The organism is Acinetobacter lwoffii, assembly GCF_024129855.1.
In the GTDB taxonomy this organism is placed as follows: domain Bacteria; phylum Pseudomonadota; class Gammaproteobacteria; order Pseudomonadales; family Moraxellaceae; genus Acinetobacter; species Acinetobacter lwoffii_L.
This window is the reverse complement of record NZ_JAMXXC010000012.1, coordinates 66,194-85,025: the sequence shown is the minus strand read 5'-3', so window position 1 is coordinate 85,025 and position 18,832 is coordinate 66,194. Positions and strand designations below refer to the sequence as shown.

General features: G+C 44.4%; 19 protein-coding genes and 1 rRNA gene. 4 read left to right on the top strand and 16 right to left on the bottom strand.

What is annotated here, in order from left to right; translation table 11 throughout:
• The 3 genes from rrf to NI465_RS10460 form a co-directional block, all read left to right on the top strand.
• A 5S ribosomal RNA gene (gene rrf / locus NI465_RS16845) occupies nucleotides 1–78 on the top strand; the annotation flags it as partial.
• 206 nt (nucleotides 79–284) lie between these two features.
• Entirely contained in the window at nucleotides 285–1,457 is a 1,173-nt protein-coding gene (locus NI465_RS10465) for a PQQ-dependent sugar dehydrogenase (RefSeq protein WP_253145212.1), read from the top strand.
• Between the two features lie 535 nt (nucleotides 1,458–1,992).
• The gene (locus tag NI465_RS10460) at nucleotides 1,993–2,331 is read left to right on the top strand and encodes a tautomerase family protein (protein WP_005094882.1); all 339 of its coding nucleotides are present in this window, start codon (nucleotides 1,993–1,995) and stop codon (nucleotides 2,329–2,331) included.
• Nucleotides 2,332–2,599: 268 nt separating this feature from the next.
• On the opposite strand, the gene NI465_RS10455 is transcribed toward NI465_RS10460, so the two are convergent.
• The 5 genes from NI465_RS10455 to ribF all read right to left on the bottom strand — a co-directional run bounded on the left by NI465_RS10455 (nucleotide 2,600) and on the right by ribF (nucleotide 8,197).
• Nucleotides 2,600–3,142: an NADPH-dependent FMN reductase gene (locus NI465_RS10455; RefSeq protein WP_004281216.1), complete on the bottom strand. Its 543-nt coding sequence runs from the start codon at nucleotides 3,140–3,142 to the stop codon at nucleotides 2,600–2,602.
• A 135-nt stretch (nucleotides 3,143–3,277) separates the two neighbouring features.
• A complete protein-coding gene (locus NI465_RS10450; RefSeq protein ID WP_253145210.1) occupies nucleotides 3,278–3,760 on the bottom strand; it encodes an FKBP-type peptidyl-prolyl cis-trans isomerase in 483 nt (160 codons plus the stop codon).
• Entirely contained in the window at nucleotides 3,753–4,292 is a 540-nt protein-coding gene (gene lspA / locus NI465_RS10445) for a signal peptidase II (RefSeq protein WP_004281218.1), read from the bottom strand. Before lspA ends, NI465_RS10450 begins: the two co-directional genes overlap by 8 nt.
• Nucleotides 4,285–7,131 (bottom strand): isoleucine--tRNA ligase, encoded by a 2,847-nt coding sequence (gene ileS / locus NI465_RS10440; protein WP_253145208.1) that lies wholly within the window; start codon nucleotides 7,129–7,131, stop codon nucleotides 4,285–4,287. The genes lspA and ileS overlap by 8 nt, the downstream gene beginning before the upstream one ends.
• A gap of 64 nt (nucleotides 7,132–7,195) precedes the next feature.
• Nucleotides 7,196–8,197 (bottom strand): bifunctional riboflavin kinase/FAD synthetase, encoded by a 1,002-nt coding sequence (gene ribF / locus NI465_RS10435; protein WP_086044246.1) that lies wholly within the window; start codon nucleotides 8,195–8,197, stop codon nucleotides 7,196–7,198.
• A gap of 232 nt (nucleotides 8,198–8,429) precedes the next feature.
• On the opposite strand from ribF, the gene NI465_RS10430 reads away from it, so the two are divergent.
• On the top strand, nucleotides 8,430–8,993 hold the full coding sequence (locus tag NI465_RS10430; RefSeq protein ID WP_253145206.1) for a 5'-methylthioadenosine/S-adenosylhomocysteine nucleosidase family protein: 564 nt from the start codon (nucleotides 8,430–8,432) through the stop codon (nucleotides 8,991–8,993).
• A gap of 66 nt (nucleotides 8,994–9,059) precedes the next feature.
• Here NI465_RS10430 and NI465_RS10425 read toward each other — a convergent pair whose 3' ends face one another.
• From NI465_RS10425 to NI465_RS10375, 11 genes are all read right to left on the bottom strand, one after another.
• Nucleotides 9,060–9,680 (bottom strand): TetR family transcriptional regulator C-terminal domain-containing protein, encoded by a 621-nt coding sequence (locus NI465_RS10425; RefSeq protein WP_253145204.1) that lies wholly within the window; start codon nucleotides 9,678–9,680, stop codon nucleotides 9,060–9,062.
• Between the two features lie 322 nt (nucleotides 9,681–10,002).
• Entirely contained in the window at nucleotides 10,003–10,809 is an 807-nt protein-coding gene (locus NI465_RS10420) for an ABC transporter ATP-binding protein (protein WP_253145202.1), read from the bottom strand.
• A gap of 21 nt (nucleotides 10,810–10,830) precedes the next feature.
• A complete protein-coding gene (ssuC, locus tag NI465_RS10415) occupies nucleotides 10,831–11,646 on the bottom strand; it encodes an aliphatic sulfonate ABC transporter permease SsuC (protein ID WP_253145200.1) in 816 nt (271 codons plus the stop codon).
• Nucleotides 11,646–12,821, bottom strand: coding sequence for an FMNH2-dependent alkanesulfonate monooxygenase (gene ssuD, locus NI465_RS10410; RefSeq protein WP_253145198.1), 1,176 nt, complete (start codon nucleotides 12,819–12,821; stop codon nucleotides 11,646–11,648). Before ssuD ends, ssuC begins: the two co-directional genes overlap by 1 nt.
• Nucleotides 12,822–12,857: 36 nt before the next feature.
• Nucleotides 12,858–13,853, bottom strand: coding sequence for an aliphatic sulfonate ABC transporter substrate-binding protein (locus NI465_RS10405; protein ID WP_004729043.1), 996 nt, complete (start codon nucleotides 13,851–13,853; stop codon nucleotides 12,858–12,860).
• A 24-nt stretch (nucleotides 13,854–13,877) separates the two neighbouring features.
• Nucleotides 13,878–14,834, bottom strand: coding sequence for a sulfonate ABC transporter substrate-binding protein (locus NI465_RS10400; RefSeq protein ID WP_253145196.1), 957 nt, complete (start codon nucleotides 14,832–14,834; stop codon nucleotides 13,878–13,880).
• A gap of 333 nt (nucleotides 14,835–15,167) precedes the next feature.
• Nucleotides 15,168–16,511 (bottom strand): amino-acid N-acetyltransferase, encoded by a 1,344-nt coding sequence (gene argA / locus NI465_RS10395; protein WP_004729045.1) that lies wholly within the window; start codon nucleotides 16,509–16,511, stop codon nucleotides 15,168–15,170.
• Between the two features lie 132 nt (nucleotides 16,512–16,643).
• Complete coding sequence (locus NI465_RS10390; RefSeq protein WP_005105287.1) at nucleotides 16,644–17,030, bottom strand: RcnB family protein; 387 nt, start codon at nucleotides 17,028–17,030, stop codon at nucleotides 16,644–16,646.
• Nucleotides 17,031–17,271: 241 nt separating this feature from the next.
• Nucleotides 17,272–17,658 carry an RcnB family protein gene (locus NI465_RS10385; RefSeq protein ID WP_005105288.1) on the bottom strand — a complete coding sequence of 129 codons (387 nt, stop codon included), beginning with the start codon at nucleotides 17,656–17,658 and terminating at the stop codon, nucleotides 17,272–17,274.
• Between the two features lie 315 nt (nucleotides 17,659–17,973).
• Nucleotides 17,974–18,129: a hypothetical protein gene (locus NI465_RS10380; protein WP_253145194.1), complete on the bottom strand. Its 156-nt coding sequence runs from the start codon at nucleotides 18,127–18,129 to the stop codon at nucleotides 17,974–17,976.
• A gap of 184 nt (nucleotides 18,130–18,313) precedes the next feature.
• Entirely contained in the window at nucleotides 18,314–18,733 is a 420-nt protein-coding gene (locus NI465_RS10375; protein ID WP_004281232.1) for a hypothetical protein, read from the bottom strand.
• Nucleotides 18,734–18,832 lie beyond the last annotated feature (99 nt).

Below are 18,832 nucleotides of genomic sequence, written 5' to 3'. Positions count from 1 at the left end.
TCCCGAACTCAGAAGTGAAACCTCTTAGCGCTGATGGTAGTGTGGGGTTACCCATGTGAGAGTAAGTCATCGCCAGCTCATTATTCCAAAACACCCTCTGCTAACGCAGGGGGTGTTTTTTTTATGCGTGGGATTTAGTGGAAAGCTTAGACACTAATTCTTTATTAAAATAAATTCTATTTATAATTTTTAAAATATATTTATTTACTTTTCTATGCTGAATTTAGACCAGAAACTCTGTATCTTGATGTTAATTTGGACAATAAATCAGTATGGAGAAGATAATGTTGTCGCAATTTAAAATAAAAATTCTACTCAGTTGTTGTGCTTTAGCATTTACTGCCTGTCATGCAGAGAATTCATCTTCTAGAAGTAGTCAAGAGGTATCTACATCAACTGCCAAATCGGATGCAGTCTCTTCTAACTTGCAAAAATATAAGGTTGAACAGGTTGCTCAATTTAATGAGCCGTGGGCGATTACTACTTTAAAGGATGGCCGACTATTAATTACTGAGCGCAAAGGAAAATTGCAGCTCTTTGATCCAAAAACCAAGAAAAAAATTGAAGTTAAAGGCATACCTCAAGTCGCATATGGAGGCCAGGGTGGCTTAGGCGAAGTTGCTTTACATCCAGATTTTGCAAAGAATCGGTGGGTATATCTGAGCTATGCTGAACAAGGCCAAGGCGGATATGGTGCAGTGGTGATCCGGGGTAAATTAAACTTAAATCAAGCCACTCCTCAACTCACACAAATTGAACGGATCTGGACGCAAGTGCCGAAATTTTCAGGCCAGGGACATTATGCCCATCGGATTGTATTCGGGTCGGATGGTAAGTTATGGATCAGTTCAGGAGAACGTCAGCAATTCAACCCTGCACAGGATATGCAATCCAACGCCGGTAAAATTATTCGCCTGAATGATGATGGCTCAATCCCTGCCGATAATCCGTTTATGACTCAGGGTAAAATTGCCCAGCAGGTCTGGAGTCTTGGACATCGTAATCCTCTAGGCATGGCTTTTGATCCGAAAGGGCAGCTTTGGGTGATCGAAATGGGACCGAAAGGCGGCGATGAACTGAACAAGATTGTCAAAGCTAAAAATTATGGTTATCCGTTAGTGTCCAATGGCGATCATTATGATGGCAAGCCGATTCCTGACCACAGTACCCGACCTGAATTTGAAGCCCCGGTACTGGATTGGACTCCGGTAATTTCTCCTTCAGATTTAATGTTTTATACGGCTAATGTCTTCCCGAAATGGAAAAATAAAGCGATTGCGACCGGTCTGTCTTCCAAAGCGATTGTGATTGTGGATACGAACCAGACTCCAGTGAAAGAAGTTCAGCGTCTGGATATGAAAGAGCGGATTCGCGGGGTTGCTCAGGCACAGGATGGTTCACTGTGGGTGATTCAAGATGGTTCGCAAGCCGGTTTGTTAAAAATGACAGCACCTTAATCCTCTGCTTTTAGGATGCTTATCTGAAAATGAGTTATTGAAAGGTGGAATAACGCAGCATGAGCTGACCCTCTGAATGAAAGGATTTTTAAGCTGATGCTGACATGAAAGAAAAAGGCCTCTACATCCTGTGAAGGCCTTTTCATATTCTGTTAAAGGTATAATATCTGTTATACCGATCAGCATCCTGCTACGTGAATTTTTTATTTTTCTTACAAGACTTCCTGTCTTGGTATGATCTGAATATAGCCTGAAGCGATACAGCGCAATAGGGCAGTTTGGCTGCATAGATTGTAGGTCAAAGCCGACAGCCAAATTTTAAAAAGATAAATTCAAAAATACTGTTTTAAAATGATCATCCGATCAAATTACAAATAGGGATGGTGATTTTGCTGTATGTTAGCGAGAGAATACTCTTTTGATATGCATCAACTGATATAAATAAAAATGTCGATAAAATAATAAAAAGGAAACTCCTATGCCTACGATTTAAATTGAAGTTCGCCAACAATATCCTCAAGCAGTTGAGGAACAATTGCTTAACAGCGTATTTCATTGTGTGAAAACTGCCTTTCAGCTACCTGAATATGATCGTAATATTCGTCTGGTCGTGCATGAAGCGCATCGTTTTCAGTATATGAGTCATTTAGCTCAGCCTGAATATTTTACCTTGATCAGTATTGACTGTTTTGCTGGACGCTGTCTGGAGACCAAGCGCAATTTGTATCAGCAGATGGTCAAAAGTCTCGGGGAAATCGGTATTCCTGCAGATCATATTTTGATTCATCTGAGAGAAAGTGCATTGGAAAATTGGGGGATTCGAGGAGGACAAGCCGCCTGTGATGTTGATCTCGGGTTTAAGGTTGATGTCTGATGCATCCAGATCAGTAGTCACGTTAAATCTAAAGTTTAAACAGAAAAGCCTCAACATCCTGTCGAGGCTTTTCTGGATTTGCTTCTCAGATCTGACTCCTGTCTAATCTGTCAACGTCCTGTTGATTGGCGCTTTTTATTGTTGTCGTATCGCTTTGCAGACTTCCTGTCTGTCTATGTACTGACTATAGCCTCGCATAAAACGACCGCATAGCGGCCAAACTCTGCGCTGCATGTAGGCTAAAACGTACAGGACTGTCGTCCAGTCATTAAGCACTGACATATTGAATCAGTCTATCCACCACAGCTTTTAAGTTTTTATTATCAAATTCATTGCCTTGGAAGGAATAATCTTTGTTGCGCGCAAAGATGTCCCGGATTTCAATCACGGCATTGGTATCCACCAGTCCAAGTTGAGTGCCGACTTGACGAATCTGGTCAATCGAACGTGATCCGTTAGTCGCACCATAACCAATATAAGCTGCCGGTTTGCCTTGCCATTCCTTGCCGAGATAATCCAGGGCATTTTTCAGGGCAGGGCTATAGCCATGATTGTATTCAGGCGTGACAAAAATAAAGGCATCGCCAAGCGCAATCTTGTCGGCCCAGTCTTGCTGTTTGGGCTGATCATAAATCCCGGTCAATGGGGGATGAGCACCAGAAAACAGCGGAAGATCCCATTCTTTTAGATCGACAATTTCAGTTTCTAAAGTGCTAAAGGCATAACTTTTAATTTCCTGCAGTACCCAGTGCGCCACTTTAATCGCGGTACGTCCCTCACGCACACTCCCAACCACAATATAAATTTTCATGTTTCATCCTTTCTTCGGGTCTGATCATCAAATTAAATTAATCAGATTTCAGGAAGGTGACTAGAGATGATTTGTATCCGGAATATAAAAAAGCTCCCGAAAGAGCTTTTTCAAAATCAGATAATTAGCTGATGTTTACATCAGTTTAATGCCTTGCTGACCCGCAGGTGTCACTTTAAAGATTTCCACTTCAAAGGTGATGTTTTTGCCTGCCAATGGATGGTTAAAGTCCACTTCAGTGATGTCATCATTCACCGATCTCACCACGCCATACAGGGTGGCTTTGGCCTTGTCTTCAAACTCGATCATGTGACCTTCGATCGGACGTTCTCCGAACTTCACCGTATCAAATTTCTGGATATTTTCTGGATTCCATGGACCAAAAGCATCTTCTGGAGGCAGGCTCACCGTACGACGGTCACCGGCACGTAAACCAAACAGTGCTTTTTCAAAACCAGGCAGTAAATTGCCATCGCCAATCACCAGGCTGATCGGTTCTTCACGGCTACGGGTATTGTCAATTTCTACGCCATTTTCGATTGCGACAGAAAAGTGCAGCTCGACTTTAGAACCGTCTGCAACCCGGGTTTCTTCGTTAGGATGAATAAAATCAGTCATGTTGTGCTTGCGCCCGTTGAATTCGATGTTTTTCTAAGAAAAAGGTATCAATCAGCATCAGAATAGTGCCTACAGTAATAGCACTATCTGCGATATTGAACGCAGGGAAGTGGCTGTTCTGGTAATACACATGAATAAAATCGACTACATAGCCGAGGCTGACCCGGTCGATTAAATTACCGATGGCACCACCCAGAATCAGGGCAATCGCCAATGGTAAAATTTTCATGTCTTTTGGCATGCGCATCAGCCAAAACACAAAGATTACAGACACTAAACCTGCCAGTGAAGTAAAGAAATAGCGTTGCCAACCACCGGCATCGGACAGGAAACTAAAGGCAGCGCCATAGTTATGTAGCAGTGTCCAATTTAAAAAGGGCAGCACAGGAACAGGATCTGCATAGTTCAGATTTGTCACTGCAATCCATTTGGTCCATTGATCCAGAATGATCGCCAGAATGGCCAGTCCAACCCACCATAAATTATGTGGATAGAACTGGAATAAGCCCTTTTTGGTGTGGGTATTAGGCATATTTTCTCTCTTCGCCTTGGCCTGTAGGAAGGTTGATGATACAACGACCGCATAGACCAGGATGTGCAGAATGTGTATTTACATCTGGTAATACATGCCAGCAACGTACGCATTTTTCGCCATCCGCTGCAGACACTTTCACATTCAAGCCTTCAAGATCAGATGCTTCACCTTGTGCTGCATCAAATGCATTCACGATCACTTGTGATGTGATCAGTACGAAACGAAGCTCATCACTTAACTTATCTAGCACTGCTTTTAATTCGGCATTTGCCCAAAGTTCAACTTTGGCAGACAAGTTAGAACCGACAGTTTTCGCGGTACGTGCAGTTTCAATGAATTTGTTTACTGCAGATTTCACAGCAATGAGCGTTTGCCATTCAGCTTCAGGTACTACATTTGCAGTTGAAGCCACAGGAATGTCATACCATTCAGCCGTGAACACGTATTTCTCTGATTGCTCAGGAATTAACGGCCAAGCTTCTTGTGCAGTAAAGCTCAGGATTGGTGACATCCAACGCACGAATGCTTGTACCAAGTGATACAACGCAGTTTGTGCAGAATGACGTGCTTGTGAATCCGCTTTAGTAGTGTATTGACGGTCTTTGATGATATCTAAGTAGAAACCACCTAAGTCGTTGATACAGAAATTCGTTAAAGCAGTGGTGACGATATGGAAGTTCATATCTTCGTATGCTTTTTTAATGGTTTCTTGCACTTCAGCAGCACGTTGCAGGATGTATTGATCGAGTGCGATCAATTGATCTACAGGAAGCGCATCTGTTGATGGTTTGAAACCATTGAGGTTAGCAAGTAAGAAACGAAGCGTGTTACGGATACGACGGTAACCGTCAGACGCACGGCTAAAGATTTCTTTACCTGCGGTCATTTCATAACGGTAATCCGCAGATGCGATCCAGAAGCGTAAGCCGTCTGCACCCATATCTTTAATGATGTCTTGTGGGGTGATCACGTTACCGATCGACTTCGACATCTTACGACCTTTCTCGTCCACTACGAAACCATGCGTTAACAAGCCTTTGTATGGCGCACGTTTATTAATCGCAATCGAGGTAAGCAATGAGGATTGGAACCAACCACGGTGTTGGTCTGAACCTTCAAGGTACAAATCAGCAGGATCAGTCAATTCTTCACGTTCACGCAGTACTGCATAATGCGTTGTACCTGAGTCGAACCAAACGTCTAGCGTGTCACGCACAGCATTGTATTGTTCAGCATCATCACCAATGAACTCACGGGCATCACGGTTGTACCAACCATCAATACCTTCTTGTTCGATCAGCTTAGCCACTTCTTCAATCAGTTCAGGCGTACGTGGGTGCAATTCATTGGTATCTTTATGTACGAAGAATGGAATTGGCACGCCCCAAGTACGTTGACGTGAAATACACCAGTCCGGACGACCTTCAATCATCGCCTGGATACGGTTTTTGCCCCAGTCCGGTACGAAGCTGATCTCGTTTTCAATCGCATTTAAGGCATTGTTACGTAGACCTTTGGCATCCATGCTGATGAACCATTGTGGGGTCGCACGGAAGATAATCGGGGTTTTATGGCGCCAGCAATGTGGATAGCTATGCTTGATCACTACATGTGCCCAAAGCTTGGTTGCTTCAGTCAATGCTGCAATAATTTTTGGATTGGCTTTGTAGATGTGCTCGCCCGGGAAGATTGGCGAAGTTGGTAAATACACACCATTACCACCGACTGGGTTTTCAACTTTCAAGTTATACTGTAAGCCAACTTTATAGTCGTCCACACCGTGACCCGGTGCAGTATGTACAGCACCTGTACCGCTAGCATCGGTGACGTGTTCACCCAAGATCACTGGCACTTGGCGCTCAGCAATTAAAGGATGTTGAAGAACTAAATTCTCAAGTTTTGCACCTGTGAATTCAGCAAGCACTTCAAATGCAGTAAAGCCATAACGCTGAGTTGCAGACTCAACCAATGATTTCGCAAGGATGAAGTTTTGTGATGCTTTGTTTTCACCAGTTGCTTTCACCAGTTGGTATTCAAGTTCAGCGTGGAGTGCAACCGCTTGGTTAGCAGGCATCGTCCAAGGCGTTGTTGTCCAAATCACGATGTCCGTACGATCAGCAACTTCTACGCCTACACGTACAGATAAATCAGCTAAATCTACAACGGTGAAACCGACGTCAATTGCATCCGATTTTTTATCTTCGTATTCAACTTCAGCTTCAGCCAATGATGAACCACAGTCTAGACACCAGTTGACTGGTTTCAGACCTGGCTCGATATGACCTGCTTTCGCGATTGCACCCAATGAACGTACGATGTCAGCTTCTTGTTTGAAGTTCATCGTTAGGTAAGGATTGTCCCAGTCACCGAATACGCCCATACGTACGAAGTCTTTCTTTTGAAGTTCAACTTGGGTATAGGCATATTCACGGCAGGCTTTACGGAAGGTAGACGCATCTACTTTCACGCCGACTTTGCCGACTTTTTCTTCGACTTTGAGTTCGATTGGTAAACCGTGACAGTCCCAGCCTGGTACATATGGCGCATCAAAACCATCCATTACACGACTTTTGATAATGATGTCTTTGAGTACTTTGTTGACCGCATGACCCAAATGGATTTGACCATTGGCATAAGGAGGGCCGTCATGAAGCACGTATTTTTTCTTGCCAATACGCGATTCACGAATCTGCTGATAAATGTTGTCGGCATACCACTCTTCTAACCATTTCGCTTCACGTACTGCCAAATTTGCTTTCATTGCAAAGTCAGTACCTGGGAGGTTTAGCGTGGCTTTATAGTCCACTGCATTTTCAGGAGTTTGCTTATCGCTCATGCAAGTCGTCTTCCAATCTAATCAGTTATGTCACTGACACGTTTTACAATAAAAATATGGGATATTAAAAGGGAAATGTGGGGTGATTTCGACGAAACTCAAGCAGTTTCTCGACATCATCATCAATTCCGGCTTTTAGCGCTTCAAGCGAAGGATAGTCCTTTTCGCCATGTAAATAGTTTAAGAACGTCACCCGCATCAACAGGCCATACAGATTAGCAGAAACATCTGGAAAATGTACTTCTAATCGCCATTCTGGATGTGCTTGTTTAATGGCTGGACGTGTGCCGACATGACCTGCCCCAAACAGGGCAGTTGGGTCATAACCCGCGATACCTGTTTGCGCTGCAGAGTCGGCTTTTACTTTGTCTTTTAAGGATAAGGTTTCGCAAATAACTTCAACCCCATAAATCCCTTTCAGGCAGGGCTTATGACGGTTGAGCCGTACATTAATAGTGGGGAAATCAATGGTTCGACCAATCTGATCACCATATTGCACCCGCCCGGTAATGCTATAGGGACGACCCAACAATTGTGCGGCCAAGGCTAAATCACCGGCTTGCAAGGTCTGGCGAATCCGGGTGGAACTGACGCGTTCACCATCCAAAGCAATGGTATTTAAATTGGTCACTTCAAAGCCGTAATTGCGCAGGAATTCGCTATTGCCCTGACGGTTTTTACCAAAGTGAAAATCATCGCCTAAGACCAGATGCCGAGCATTCAGTTTTTCTTTTAAAATGTCAGCAAAAGCTTCTGCAGTCAGGCTGCGGAAAGTATGGTCAAATTTCGCCACCGCGATATAGTCCACACCCAGCTCAGTCAGGTATTCAACTTTTTCACGCAACGATGAAATACGCGGTGGGGCATCATAACCCTGAAAGTATTCAAGCGGTTGCGGCTCGAAAATCATCACTACAGATTTTAAACCCTGTGCTTTGGCCACCTGTTGCAGCTGACGGATCATCGCCTGATGGCCTAAATGCACGCCGTCAAAATTACCGATGGTCACGGCAGTTTTGGGTAATTCAGAATGAGAGGCTAAAGCATTTAGACGGAGCAGCTGCATGGGCAAATCAAGTGCTTAGAAATATCGAGAGGCTATATATTGCCATAATCTCGCGCTTTCGTCTTGTTGTTGTGTTTTTATGCAATATTTTTCTTGAAAATTCATCTTCTTTGAAAATCGAGCTGGGTTCTATTTTTAGAGGTTGAGCAGGTCCGATCTGGGTACTGGTGCTTTTCATTCCGCCATTTTTGTTTTCTAATGTCTGCGTTTTTCTTGATATCAGGTGTTTCAAATGTCCGATCTGGCGCTCATCATGGCTCTACCCAATGAATCCAAAGGCTTGTTTGAAGCAGAAGGCATTCAGGTGCATTACAGCGGGATTGGTAAAGTCAACGCGGCCTTTAAAGCTTTTGAGGTGATTCAGAACACCGATTGCAGTACCTTGCTGAATTTGGGAAGCGCGGGGAGTTCGCATTTTAATGCGCATGAACTGGTCGAAGTCACGCAATTTGTACAGCGTGATATGGATGTTTCACCCCTCGGTTTTGAAGTCGGCATAACCCCGATGGATCAGCATTTCCCGGGTGCGATTGAGCTGGATGCTTTCTTTGACCATTTGCCGAAAGGAATTTGTGGCACAGGCGACAGCTTTGAAACCGGTATTTCAAAAGTGGCGTGTAATCTGGTCGATATGGAAGGCTATGCTTTGGCAAAAGTCTGTAAAAAGCTGGGCGTTCGGCTGATTTCAGTGAAATACATTAGTGATGGAGCCAATGAGACTGCGCATCTGGATTGGGAAGAAAATCTGTTGCTAGGTGCGAAAAAATTATTAGATTTATATCAAATGGTAAAATAAATAGGAAGGTCAAGTTTGCTCGGCGACCATAGCAGCTATGGTCGTGTGCCAATCAGAAGCGCTTGCTTATTTATCCTTGCGTGGAATCACGCCGTATAACATCATGTGTACCGTATGCTGGATAATGCGTTGCTGCATGCTGCGGTTACGCAAAGTTTTACCCGTGACCATTTCCATTTGCGTCGCAAAGTCTGCATAGTTCTGGGTAATCGCCCAAATATTCAGAATCAGTAACTCAGGATCAATATCTGCAGAAATCTTGCCTTGCTCCTGCCAGTTGGAAATTACTTTGGCTTTACGCTTGACCAGTTTTTTCAGTGGACCTTTTAAAATTTCCAGAATATGCGGTGCACCTTGAATCACCTCCAAAGCAAATAAACGGGATGCTTTAGGCTGGGTACGCGACACTTCAATTTTTTGCATCAAATAATTGGTGATCGCTTCTTCAGGTTCAAGTTCAGCTTCAAGGGTTTGTAAAGGCGCCAACCATTTTTGTAGAACGGTGGTTAACACCTCAACATACAGGGCTTCTTTATTTTCATAATAATAGAAAATATTCGACTTATGCATTTCTGCAATTTGTGCGATTTCATCCAGACTTGCCCCATTAAAACCATATAGGGAAAATACGTCTAGTGCAGCATTTAGCAGCTGATTGCGTTTTTGAGTACTCTTTTTTTGTTCCATTAGCAAATATAAAAAACAATGAAAAAGGGAATCCTCAATTGTACGGCAAATCATCAGATTTGTGCACACAGTCACAGGCTAATTTTTTGAATAATGATGATTTATTATCTAGATCAATATTTTAAACAGGCTAAATGCATCTATACCAGGAGAAAAATTCAAGTTTCTGAAAATACTTCATTTATTCATTTTTTTTCTTCATCAATGCAAGAGAGGAATAATACTGAAATGAATCTGATAAAAATGTTCTCTTATTGAGATAAATGTATTTTTATAAGAATAAGACCCAAAACCATGCGCGATTTTAGGTTGGATTGGGTATTCAGGTCGCTAAAACTGCCTGCAAGACCTGCTGTTCTAGTTCTGCAAATGTCACACTTTTTTGCCGGGGACGTGGCAAATTGACCTTAAATTCTTTGGCAATATGGCCTTTGTCCAGCAAGATAATCCGGTCTGCCAGTTGTACTGCTTCACTGACATCATGCGTGACCAGAATGACGGTAAAGCCTTGTTCGGTCCATAAGCGCTCAATCAGGTTTTGCATTTCCAGACGTGTCAGGGCATCCAGAGCACCGAGTGGTTCATCCAGCAACAGAATACGCGGCTGATGCGATAATGCCCGCGCCAAGGCGGTACGTTGCCGTTGTCCTCCAGAAAGCTGTGAAGGCCACAGTCCAGCTTTTTCTTTTAGGCCGACTTTTTCCAGCATTTGAGAGGCTTTGGCATGCTGCTCTTTACCCAGGCCTAACTGCACATTCTGTTCGATGCTACGCCAAGGCAGCAGGCGTGGGTCCTGAAACATCACTCGGATATCATCGGCAGTAATGCCTTCGCGAATATGCCGGGCTGACTTAAACTTGATTTCGCCGTAGCTTTGCTGTTCCAGATCGGCAATCAGGCGCAATAAGGTACTTTTACCACAACCGCTGCGACCGACAATTGCCAGAAATTCACCCGGCTGGATATGCAGGTCCAGATCTTCCAGAACCTTGACCGAGCCGTAAAACTTGTGCAGCTGTTCAATGATAATTTCGGCACCGAGTACTGCAGCAGGATTGATATCTGCCGTAGGTGTTTCAAGTGGTGCAATCGGGTCATTAGCATGACGCCCTAAACTGAGATCAGTCATCACATGCTCCTCATTTATTCTTTATTTTTGATAGCCGGCATGCCAGCGCAGTAAAAATCGTTCTAAAGCTACTGCTAGGACATCGGCCAGTTTGCCGAGCAGGGCATACAATAAAATACCCACCAGAACCACGTCAGTTTGCAAAAATTCACGTGCATTCATGGTCATATAACCAATACCAGACTGGGCGGAAATGGTTTCGGCCACGATTAACAATACCCAGACCAGACCCAGAGAAAAACGCAGGCCGACCAGAATTGACGGCATCGCACCCGGCAGAATAATTTCTCTATAAAGCTGCCAGCGGCTTAAACCATAGCTTTTTCCCATCTCGATTAATTGTGGATCGACCGAGCGGATGCCGTGATAGGTATTGATATAAATTGGGAAAAATACACCAATCGCCACCAGAAACAATTTGGAGGATTCATCAATCCCGAACCATAAGATGACGAGGGGGATCAGTGCCAGTGCAGGAATATTGCGGATCATCTGCAAGGTGGTGTCGAGCAGGGTAGAGGCAGTTTTGGATGAACCATTTAACAGACCCAGCAATAGGCCCAAACCACCACCTACCAATAATCCGCTAATGGCACGTCCTGCACTGACTTGCACATGCGTCCACAGTTCACCGCTGAGCAATAAATTCCAGAAGGCTAAAACCACGGCACTCGGTGCAGGCAGAATCCTGCTTTCCAGCAGGCCTGTGCTAGAGGCAATTTGCCAAACTGCAATCAAGAAAATTGGAACCAGCCAGGGCAGCAGATGCTGCCCCAGAATTGTTCCACGTGAAACCTGCTTTGGGGTCAGGGTTTCAACGGAAACGACTTTTGACATTAAGCAGACTCCTTAATTTTCTCAGCCTGCTTGTTCTCGTCCGGTGTGTAGTTGTTCGCCACGATTTCACCAAATGGACCGGTCAAGTTTGGTTGAGTGAGTTTTTGCTGGGTTTCCAGTGGAAGTAAAGGGAATACCAGTTCTGCAAAACGGATGGATTCTTCCAGATGTGGATAGCCTGAGAAAATAAAGGTGCTGATCCCCAGATCGGCATATTCCTGGATACGTGCAGCGACAGTTTCCGGATCGCCGACCAGTGCCGTACCTGCACCACCACGAACCAGACCCACACCTGCCCAGAGGTTTGGAGAAACTTCGAGTTTGCTGCGATCGCCATTGTGCAGTTCTGCCATACGGCGCTGACCGACCGAGTCCATGGATTTGAACTTGGCTTGCGCTGCAGCGATAGTGGCATCATCCACATATTGAATCAGTTCTTCAGCCGCCGCCCAGGCCTGCTCATTGGTTTCGCGTACGATCACGTGTAAACGGATCCCGTAATTCAGTTCACGACCTTTAGCTGCAGCCTTGGCTTTTACCACTGCAATTTTTTCTTTGACTGCTGCCGGTGGCTCGCCCCAGGTCAAGTAAGTATCGACCTGATCCGTGGCCAGCTCAATGGCATCATCCGATGAGCCACCAAACCATAAAGGCGGATGCGGCTGCTGAATGGGTGGATACAGCAATTTTGCATCATCGACACTCAAGCGTTCGCCATGGAATGTGAAGCTTTCACCAGTATGCGAGCGTTTTAAAATTTCACGCCAGATGGTAGTGTATTCGGTCGCCGTTTTATAGCGGGTTGTGTGATCTTCATAGACGCCGTCACCTTTTAGTTCCTGTTCGTCACCGCCAGTGACCAGATTGAGCAGCACCCGGCTATTAGATAAACGGTCAAAGGTCGCGGCCATACGTGCAGCCAGTGCCGGGGTGGTCACGCCCGGACGCAGGGCCACCAGGAATTTTAATTTTTTGGTCGCGTCAATCAGGCTGGCTGCGGTTAACCAGGGATCTTCACAAGAACGGCCGGTTGGAATCAGGACACCGTCATAACCTAAGTTATCTACCGCAACGGCAATCTGCTTCATGTAGGCATGATCTACAACACGTGCACCCTTGCTGGTGCCTAAGTAACGACTGTCGCCATGTGTTGGGATAAACCAGAAAATTTTCATGTGATATTCCTTAAATTAAATCATCTTGTTTGTTCATCAATGTGTGGCTGCTGGCGACCAGATCTGTTGCTGGACGCTGATGGTTTTGGGAATCAGTTGAACCTGCTGGAAGAGATCGGCAATATTCTGTTGGGCTTTGATCACTTCCGTCGTTAATGGTTGTACCGGCGAAGGTTTAAGACGACGCTCAAATGCAATCTTTGCTACCTCCGATTTCAGACCGGTACTTTTCTGATAAATATCTAGAGCTACAGCCTGGTTTTTAAGAATCCACTGGTCAGATGCATTTAAAGCCTGGATAAACTTCCCGGGGCTATCCGGATGCTTCTGAATAAATTCGGGATTGCCGATATAAAAGGAGTAGGTTTGTGGAAAGTCACTGGATTCAATCAGCACCTTAACCTTGCTGTCGAACTCGGCTGCACCCAGAAAGGGATCCCAGATTGCCCAGGCATCAATGGCTTTTTTGTCAAAAGCAGCACGTGCATCCGCAGGGGGAAGCCAAATGGCTTGAATCTCTGACCACTCCAATCCTGCTTTTTCCAGGGTTTTGGCCAGAAGTTCATGGGCACTTGAACCTTTTTGAACCGCGATCCGTTTTCCTTTCAACTGTTGAATGTTTTGAATCGCACTGTCTTTCGGCACGACCACGGCCAAAGAATTTCCCGCCACTTTTTCAAAGGCCACGTAGCTCAGGGCTTTGTCTGCCGCCTGTGCAAAAATAGGCGGAGTATTTCCCACATAGCCATAATCCACTGCACCGACCGCTAAGGCTTCCAGCATTTGTGGACCTGCCGGAAACTCTTTCCATTCAATTTTGGCATTCGGGAATTGTTGTTCTAATAGCTTTTCATCGCGTGCCACCAGCAGATTCAAGGCTGATTTCTGAAAGCCAATCGCAATGGTTTTTACCGGTTGTGTTGCTTTGGTGTCTGCAGCAGTCTTTTGCTGTGCTTCCTGTTTCTGACAGCCAGTCAGACTAAAGCTCAATAACGCTAAACTGATATAAGAAACTGTTTTTAAATGACTCATCTTTATTCTCGAATTATTCTGCTGTTATTTAATAATTGCTGCATCAATATTCAGCTTTTGTGGAATCAGCTGCTGCGCATAAAACGCATCGGCGACCTGTTGCTGTTTTTGAATCACGTCAGTCGTGAGGGGTTTAACACCGAAGCCCATGCGTGAAATAGAGGTTTTTAAGACATCGACGGCTAGACCTGTCGGTTTTTGCAGTAACTGTGCGGCTGCATCCTGATTTTTTGCGACCCAGTCCGTGGTCAGATTTAGTTCATTGACAACCGCCTGTACCACCTGAGGATGGCTTTCTGCGAACTTGCGATCTGCCAGATAGAACTGATGATTGCTCACCACATTTTCACCGCTGGCAATGACACGCGCACCAATCTGATGTTCAGCAGCTGCAAAAAACGGATCCCAGATCACCCAGGCATCGACTGCACCACGTTCAAATGCAGCACGTGCATCGGAAGGTGGTAAATAGATCACTTCGATATCATCAAGGCCAAGCTGGTTGGCTTCCAGAACTTTTAATAGTAAGTAATGCACGTTTGAACCTTTGTTCAGGGCTACCCGTTTGCCTTTCAGATCTTGAATAGACTCAATCGGCGAATCTTTCGGTACAATTAAGGCTTCTGCCTTAGGCGCTTGCGGCTGATTGGCCACATAGACCAGATTTGAGTTGGCCGCCTGGGCAAAAATTGGCGGTGCTTCACCGGCTTCACCAAAAGAGACGCTGCCAACATTCAGGCCCTCAAGCAGTTGTGGGCCGGCCGGAAATTCTACCCATTTCACATTGACCCCTTGCTGTTTTAAGCTGGTTTCCAGCGTGCCGCGTTCTTTTAAAATAGGTAATATGCCGTATTTTTGGAAACCGATATTCAGGGTAATGGTCTCTTCTTTTTTCGAGCAGCCTGAAAGCATCATGACACCAGCCATCGCGGTACCGAGTACCGCAGTCTTTGTTAAAAACTGAACATGAGATTGGCGCATGAATCAAAACTCCCGAAAGTGAAAAGCTAGTGAATGAAAACTTAGACACACGCTAATCGTTTTTGTTTTTCTAAAAAAATAACTATTCAGGAATTTCTAATGAAGAAAAAAGATAAATAAAAAAGCGCAAAACTTATGCAGAAAAGTGATTTATATAAAAATGAAGATTTAATATTTAAATTAATCAAACCTATGAAATTTATAGTTATTTTTTTAAATCTAATCTATTGATATGTTTAGCTAAAAACGAGTAATAGAATTTTAAAATTTAAAGCGAGATTGCCAGATATCTTTATCTAAAATTAAGCTAAAGCACTGAAAGAAAAAGCCACTTTAAAGTGACTTTTTGCAAACAATTGAATTACGTTGATAATTGTAAAATGCCTGACGGGCATCCGGCAGGTCATCGACTGAAGCCGGTTCAAAGCCTTGTTCTAGAAACCAGTGCGCGGTGCGGGTAGTTAAAATAAACAGTTGCTGAATCTGCATGCTTTTGGCTTTTTCTTCTAGATAATGCAGGATCTGGCTACCCCGATTAGACTTGCGATAACTGGGATGTACCGCAACACAGGCAATTTCTGCAGAACGCAATTCATCCCCTGTCGTCGGAATCGGGTAGAGGGCGGCACAGGCCAGAATCATGCCGTCCCGTTCGATTACGGCAAACTGGTTGATTTCATTTTCTAGGCGTTCACGCGAACGATAGACCAGAATGCCTTCTTCTTCCAGTGGACGCAGCAAACCGATCAGGCCACCGACATCCTGAATATCGGCCATCCGCACTTCTTCATAATGCGCGTCGGTGACCAGAGTTCCGGAACCATCCCGGGTGAACAGCTCTTCCAGCAGGGCACCATCATAGGCATAAGAAATCAGATGCACCCGATGTACGCCGTTCATTGAGGCTTCCTGTGCGGCTTTCAATTGTAGTCCTCTTTCAAGCGCATCTTGTTCGACCGGAATAAAATCATCCAGTTGTTGCGGTGTCACTTCGCGTTTGAGTTGGCCGTTACTGTCCATCAGACCATGCTGCTTACCGAGAAAAATCAGTTTATCTGCCTTAAGGCGAATCGCCGTTTTGGTAGCCACTTCTTCAGCCAGCAGATTAAAAACTTCTCCGGTAGTGGAATAACCGGTCGGGCCAAGCACCACAATATTATGACTGTCCAGATGGCGCTGAATCGCATCGGTATCAACCGCGCGCACTTCACCGGTCAACTGAAAATCGATACCATCGCGGATGCCATACGGCTTGGCGGTGACAAAATTCCCTGAAACGGTATCAATCCGGGCGCCATACATCGGCGAATTGGCCAGTCCCATAGACAGCAGTGCTTCAATTTGTAGGCGGATCGAACCGACGGCATTCATCACGCAGCTTAAAGATTCACGTGTGGTGACCCGACGCTGCTGGTAAAAAGGCGTCGTAATCTGGCTTTGAGCCAGATTCTGGTTAATTTGCGGACGTGCACCATGTACCAGAATCAGCCGAATGCCCAAAGAATGTAATAAGGCAATATCGTGAATAATATGCTGAAAGTTATCATTTAAGACGGCTTCGCCATCAAACATGATTACAAAGGTTTTGTTGCGGTGCGCATTGATATAAGGCGCAGAATGGCGAAACCAGTGCACATATTGCAAAGTTGTGCTTTGTGACGTTTCTGCTGAAGTCATGCTGTGCCTATTTCAATGATTGAAGATCCAGCTTTGATTCTAATGAAAAAAAACGCAAGTGGAAGTGCAGATATAAAAAAACACCTGAAGGGGACTTCAGGTGTCTGCAAGACGAGCAGTAATGGAGAAATCTTAGTTAATGATTCGTACAATTTTGTTGGTACGCTCATTGACCAGAACGTAGTCATTGTTGACCTTGTACCATTGCTGGAAACGACCGGTATTTGGCAAACGGCGTGCTTCGCGATCGCTCACTTCAAAACGGTTGTTGTCATATTGGCGTGGTAAAGTTTGTCCTACGCGCCAGTCACGGCTTGGATTGACCATACGGTTGTTATGACGGCGGTCATCATTCCAGCGACGGTCGTCATTCCATTTCTTGCTATCTTTGGCATTCCAGTGTGGCGCTGATTTATGCGGATTATGGTCATAACGCGAGTCATACTGTGGTGCTGCCATTGCAGAAGTAGCTAACAAAGCACTTAGAGATAACGCGATTGTAGTTAAGACTTTTTTCATGGCTCTCACCTTAAGATGTGTATCTAATTTCGATGAGACTAAATTAGCGAACAAGTACATAGAAAGCGTGAGGGCTATTTAGTTAAATTGTTAAATTCATGAAGAAATTTAGTAGATGAATCACGCAGTCTGAAAACTGGAAAAGCAGCGAGATTTGCGGATAAAAATTTCAGCCAGTGAAATAAAAAAGCCCAAACATCGTTGGGCCTTAAAGAAGATTAAATGTGAATACACTTCTGAACTAGTCACCCACGATGCGGATAATGCTGTTGTTTTCAGAATCCACCAGAATGTAGTCATTATTGACTTTGTACCATTGCTGCTTGCGGTCAGGTCGAGGCAGGCGATGGTCTTTGTATTCAACTTTATAGCCATTGCCACGATAATGCTGTGGCATCACATAACCCGGCTGCCAGCGTAACTGTTGCAGGCGTTTCACCCCACGTTCTTCACGCATACGGCGGTTATCCTGTTGCTCTTCCTCTCGGAACTCACGGGCTTTCTTCTTGTCATGACCATGACGTGAATCCATACGGGATTCATCATTGAAATGAGGGGCAGCGATGACGACATTGCTCAGCATGAATGTACTGCAAGAAATTGCCAGTGCCACCAAAACCTTTTTCATGTTGAACCCTCATTAAATTGTTCATCTTCTACAGTGCCTAATGTACGGAAAAATTGCAGAGAAACTGTGAAGAACAGGCACAATTTTTATAACAAATGCAGAGATATTATGATGATGTCATGTTTTTACATGACTTTAGGCGACGGCATCACTTCTATAAAGTGGCCTATCGAGCTATGTCCTTATCTCATCAAAGCAAGGGCCAACATGCAAGCGAAAATCGATGATTTAGCTCAAAAAAACAGCATTGAATCAGCAAGAAAAAAGTTCATGATTTACTGAAACGGCAAAGAATTTTGCCAGTTTAGTTTGAGATTAATTCCATTGTTCTGCCAAACCCTGCAAGGACTGGATTGCTTCAGCCACCGATTCAGCTTGAAGAGCATCATCAAGTGCCACAATCAATGCTTCAGATAACTGAAACTGTTCAATCCGGTGAATCGTTTCAATTTTACGTTTTTGGTCAGCCATGCTGCGCTCCTGATTTGATCTATCTGTGGTTCAAGAAAGCATAGTTCAATGAGTTTGATTTGGAAAACCGTATAATTTTATATATTTAATATGTAAATCCGATTTATTGTTATTTTTTGCAGGATTTTAAGAAAAAAAGGGCACTTTATCGAAAAGTGCCCAAGATTATTCAATGACCCGACTTTTAATAAGCGTAGTTCAGGTCAGTATAATCGTTGAGTGATTTCTGCACATGCGCCTGAATAAAGGCACGTACATCCTCGGCCGTCATGGCTTTGCCCTGATTGCTGATGACATGTTCGATTTCTGGCTGACCTTCAATTTTAATGCGATAAACAAAATGCTTGGCCAGACGATAACTGTCGTCTAATTTTTCAATGCCAGTCACATAATAATAGGCATGTTCAAAATTCAGATCCTGATGTGAAAATACAAATTGCTCGAACAATTTGAGTTTCTGAGCATTTTCGAGTGCTTTGATGTCATCCACGATACTGGCTTCAAACTTGGTGCCGTATTTCTCTGAAATAGGCTGTTGATCAATCAGCAGCGACACCATGCCATCGTCTAAATGGGTCACCGTAATATTGTTTAATTCAGTCATGATGCACTCGAGTGAAATATAGTGGGGCTTAGTATGCTGTTATTTTAATGAAACTCAATGCGAGCGGGGTGAACTTACTTAAGATTTATGCGCTGAATA

Coding starts and splice junctions, on each gene's coding strand:
- NI465_RS10465 (WP_253145212.1), top strand. CDS start 285: ATGTTGTCGCAATTTAAAATAAAAATTCTACTCAGTTGTTGTGCTTTA.
- NI465_RS10455 (WP_004281216.1), bottom strand. CDS start 3,142: ATGAAAATTTATATTGTGGTTGGGAGTGTGCGTGAGGGACGTACCGCG.
- NI465_RS10450 (WP_253145210.1), bottom strand. CDS start 3,760: ATGACTGATTTTATTCATCCTAACGAAGAAACCCGGGTTGCAGACGGT.
- lspA (WP_004281218.1), bottom strand. CDS start 4,292: ATGCCTAATACCCACACCAAAAAGGGCTTATTCCAGTTCTATCCACAT.
- ileS (WP_253145208.1), bottom strand. CDS start 7,131: ATGAGCGATAAGCAAACTCCTGAAAATGCAGTGGACTATAAAGCCACG.
- ribF (WP_086044246.1), bottom strand. CDS start 8,197: ATGCAGCTGCTCCGTCTAAATGCTTTAGCCTCTCATTCTGAATTACCC.
- NI465_RS10430 (WP_253145206.1), top strand. CDS start 8,430: ATGTCCGATCTGGCGCTCATCATGGCTCTACCCAATGAATCCAAAGGC.
- NI465_RS10425 (WP_253145204.1), bottom strand. CDS start 9,680: ATGGAACAAAAAAAGAGTACTCAAAAACGCAATCAGCTGCTAAATGCT.
- NI465_RS10420 (WP_253145202.1), bottom strand. CDS start 10,809: ATGACTGATCTCAGTTTAGGGCGTCATGCTAATGACCCGATTGCACCA.
- ssuC (WP_253145200.1), bottom strand. CDS start 11,646: ATGTCAAAAGTCGTTTCCGTTGAAACCCTGACCCCAAAGCAGGTTTCA.
- ssuD (WP_253145198.1), bottom strand. CDS start 12,821: ATGAAAATTTTCTGGTTTATCCCAACACATGGCGACAGTCGTTACTTA.
- NI465_RS10405 (WP_004729043.1), bottom strand. CDS start 13,853: ATGAGTCATTTAAAAACAGTTTCTTATATCAGTTTAGCGTTATTGAGC.
- NI465_RS10400 (WP_253145196.1), bottom strand. CDS start 14,834: ATGCGCCAATCTCATGTTCAGTTTTTAACAAAGACTGCGGTACTCGGT.
- argA (WP_004729045.1), bottom strand. CDS start 16,511: ATGACTTCAGCAGAAACGTCACAAAGCACAACTTTGCAATATGTGCAC.
- NI465_RS10390 (WP_005105287.1), bottom strand. CDS start 17,030: ATGAAAAAAGTCTTAACTACAATCGCGTTATCTCTAAGTGCTTTGTTA.
- NI465_RS10385 (WP_005105288.1), bottom strand. CDS start 17,658: ATGAAAAAGGTTTTGGTGGCACTGGCAATTTCTTGCAGTACATTCATG.
- NI465_RS10380 (WP_253145194.1), bottom strand. CDS start 18,129: ATGGCTGACCAAAAACGTAAAATTGAAACGATTCACCGGATTGAACAG.
- NI465_RS10375 (WP_004281232.1), bottom strand. CDS start 18,733: ATGACTGAATTAAACAATATTACGGTGACCCATTTAGACGATGGCATG.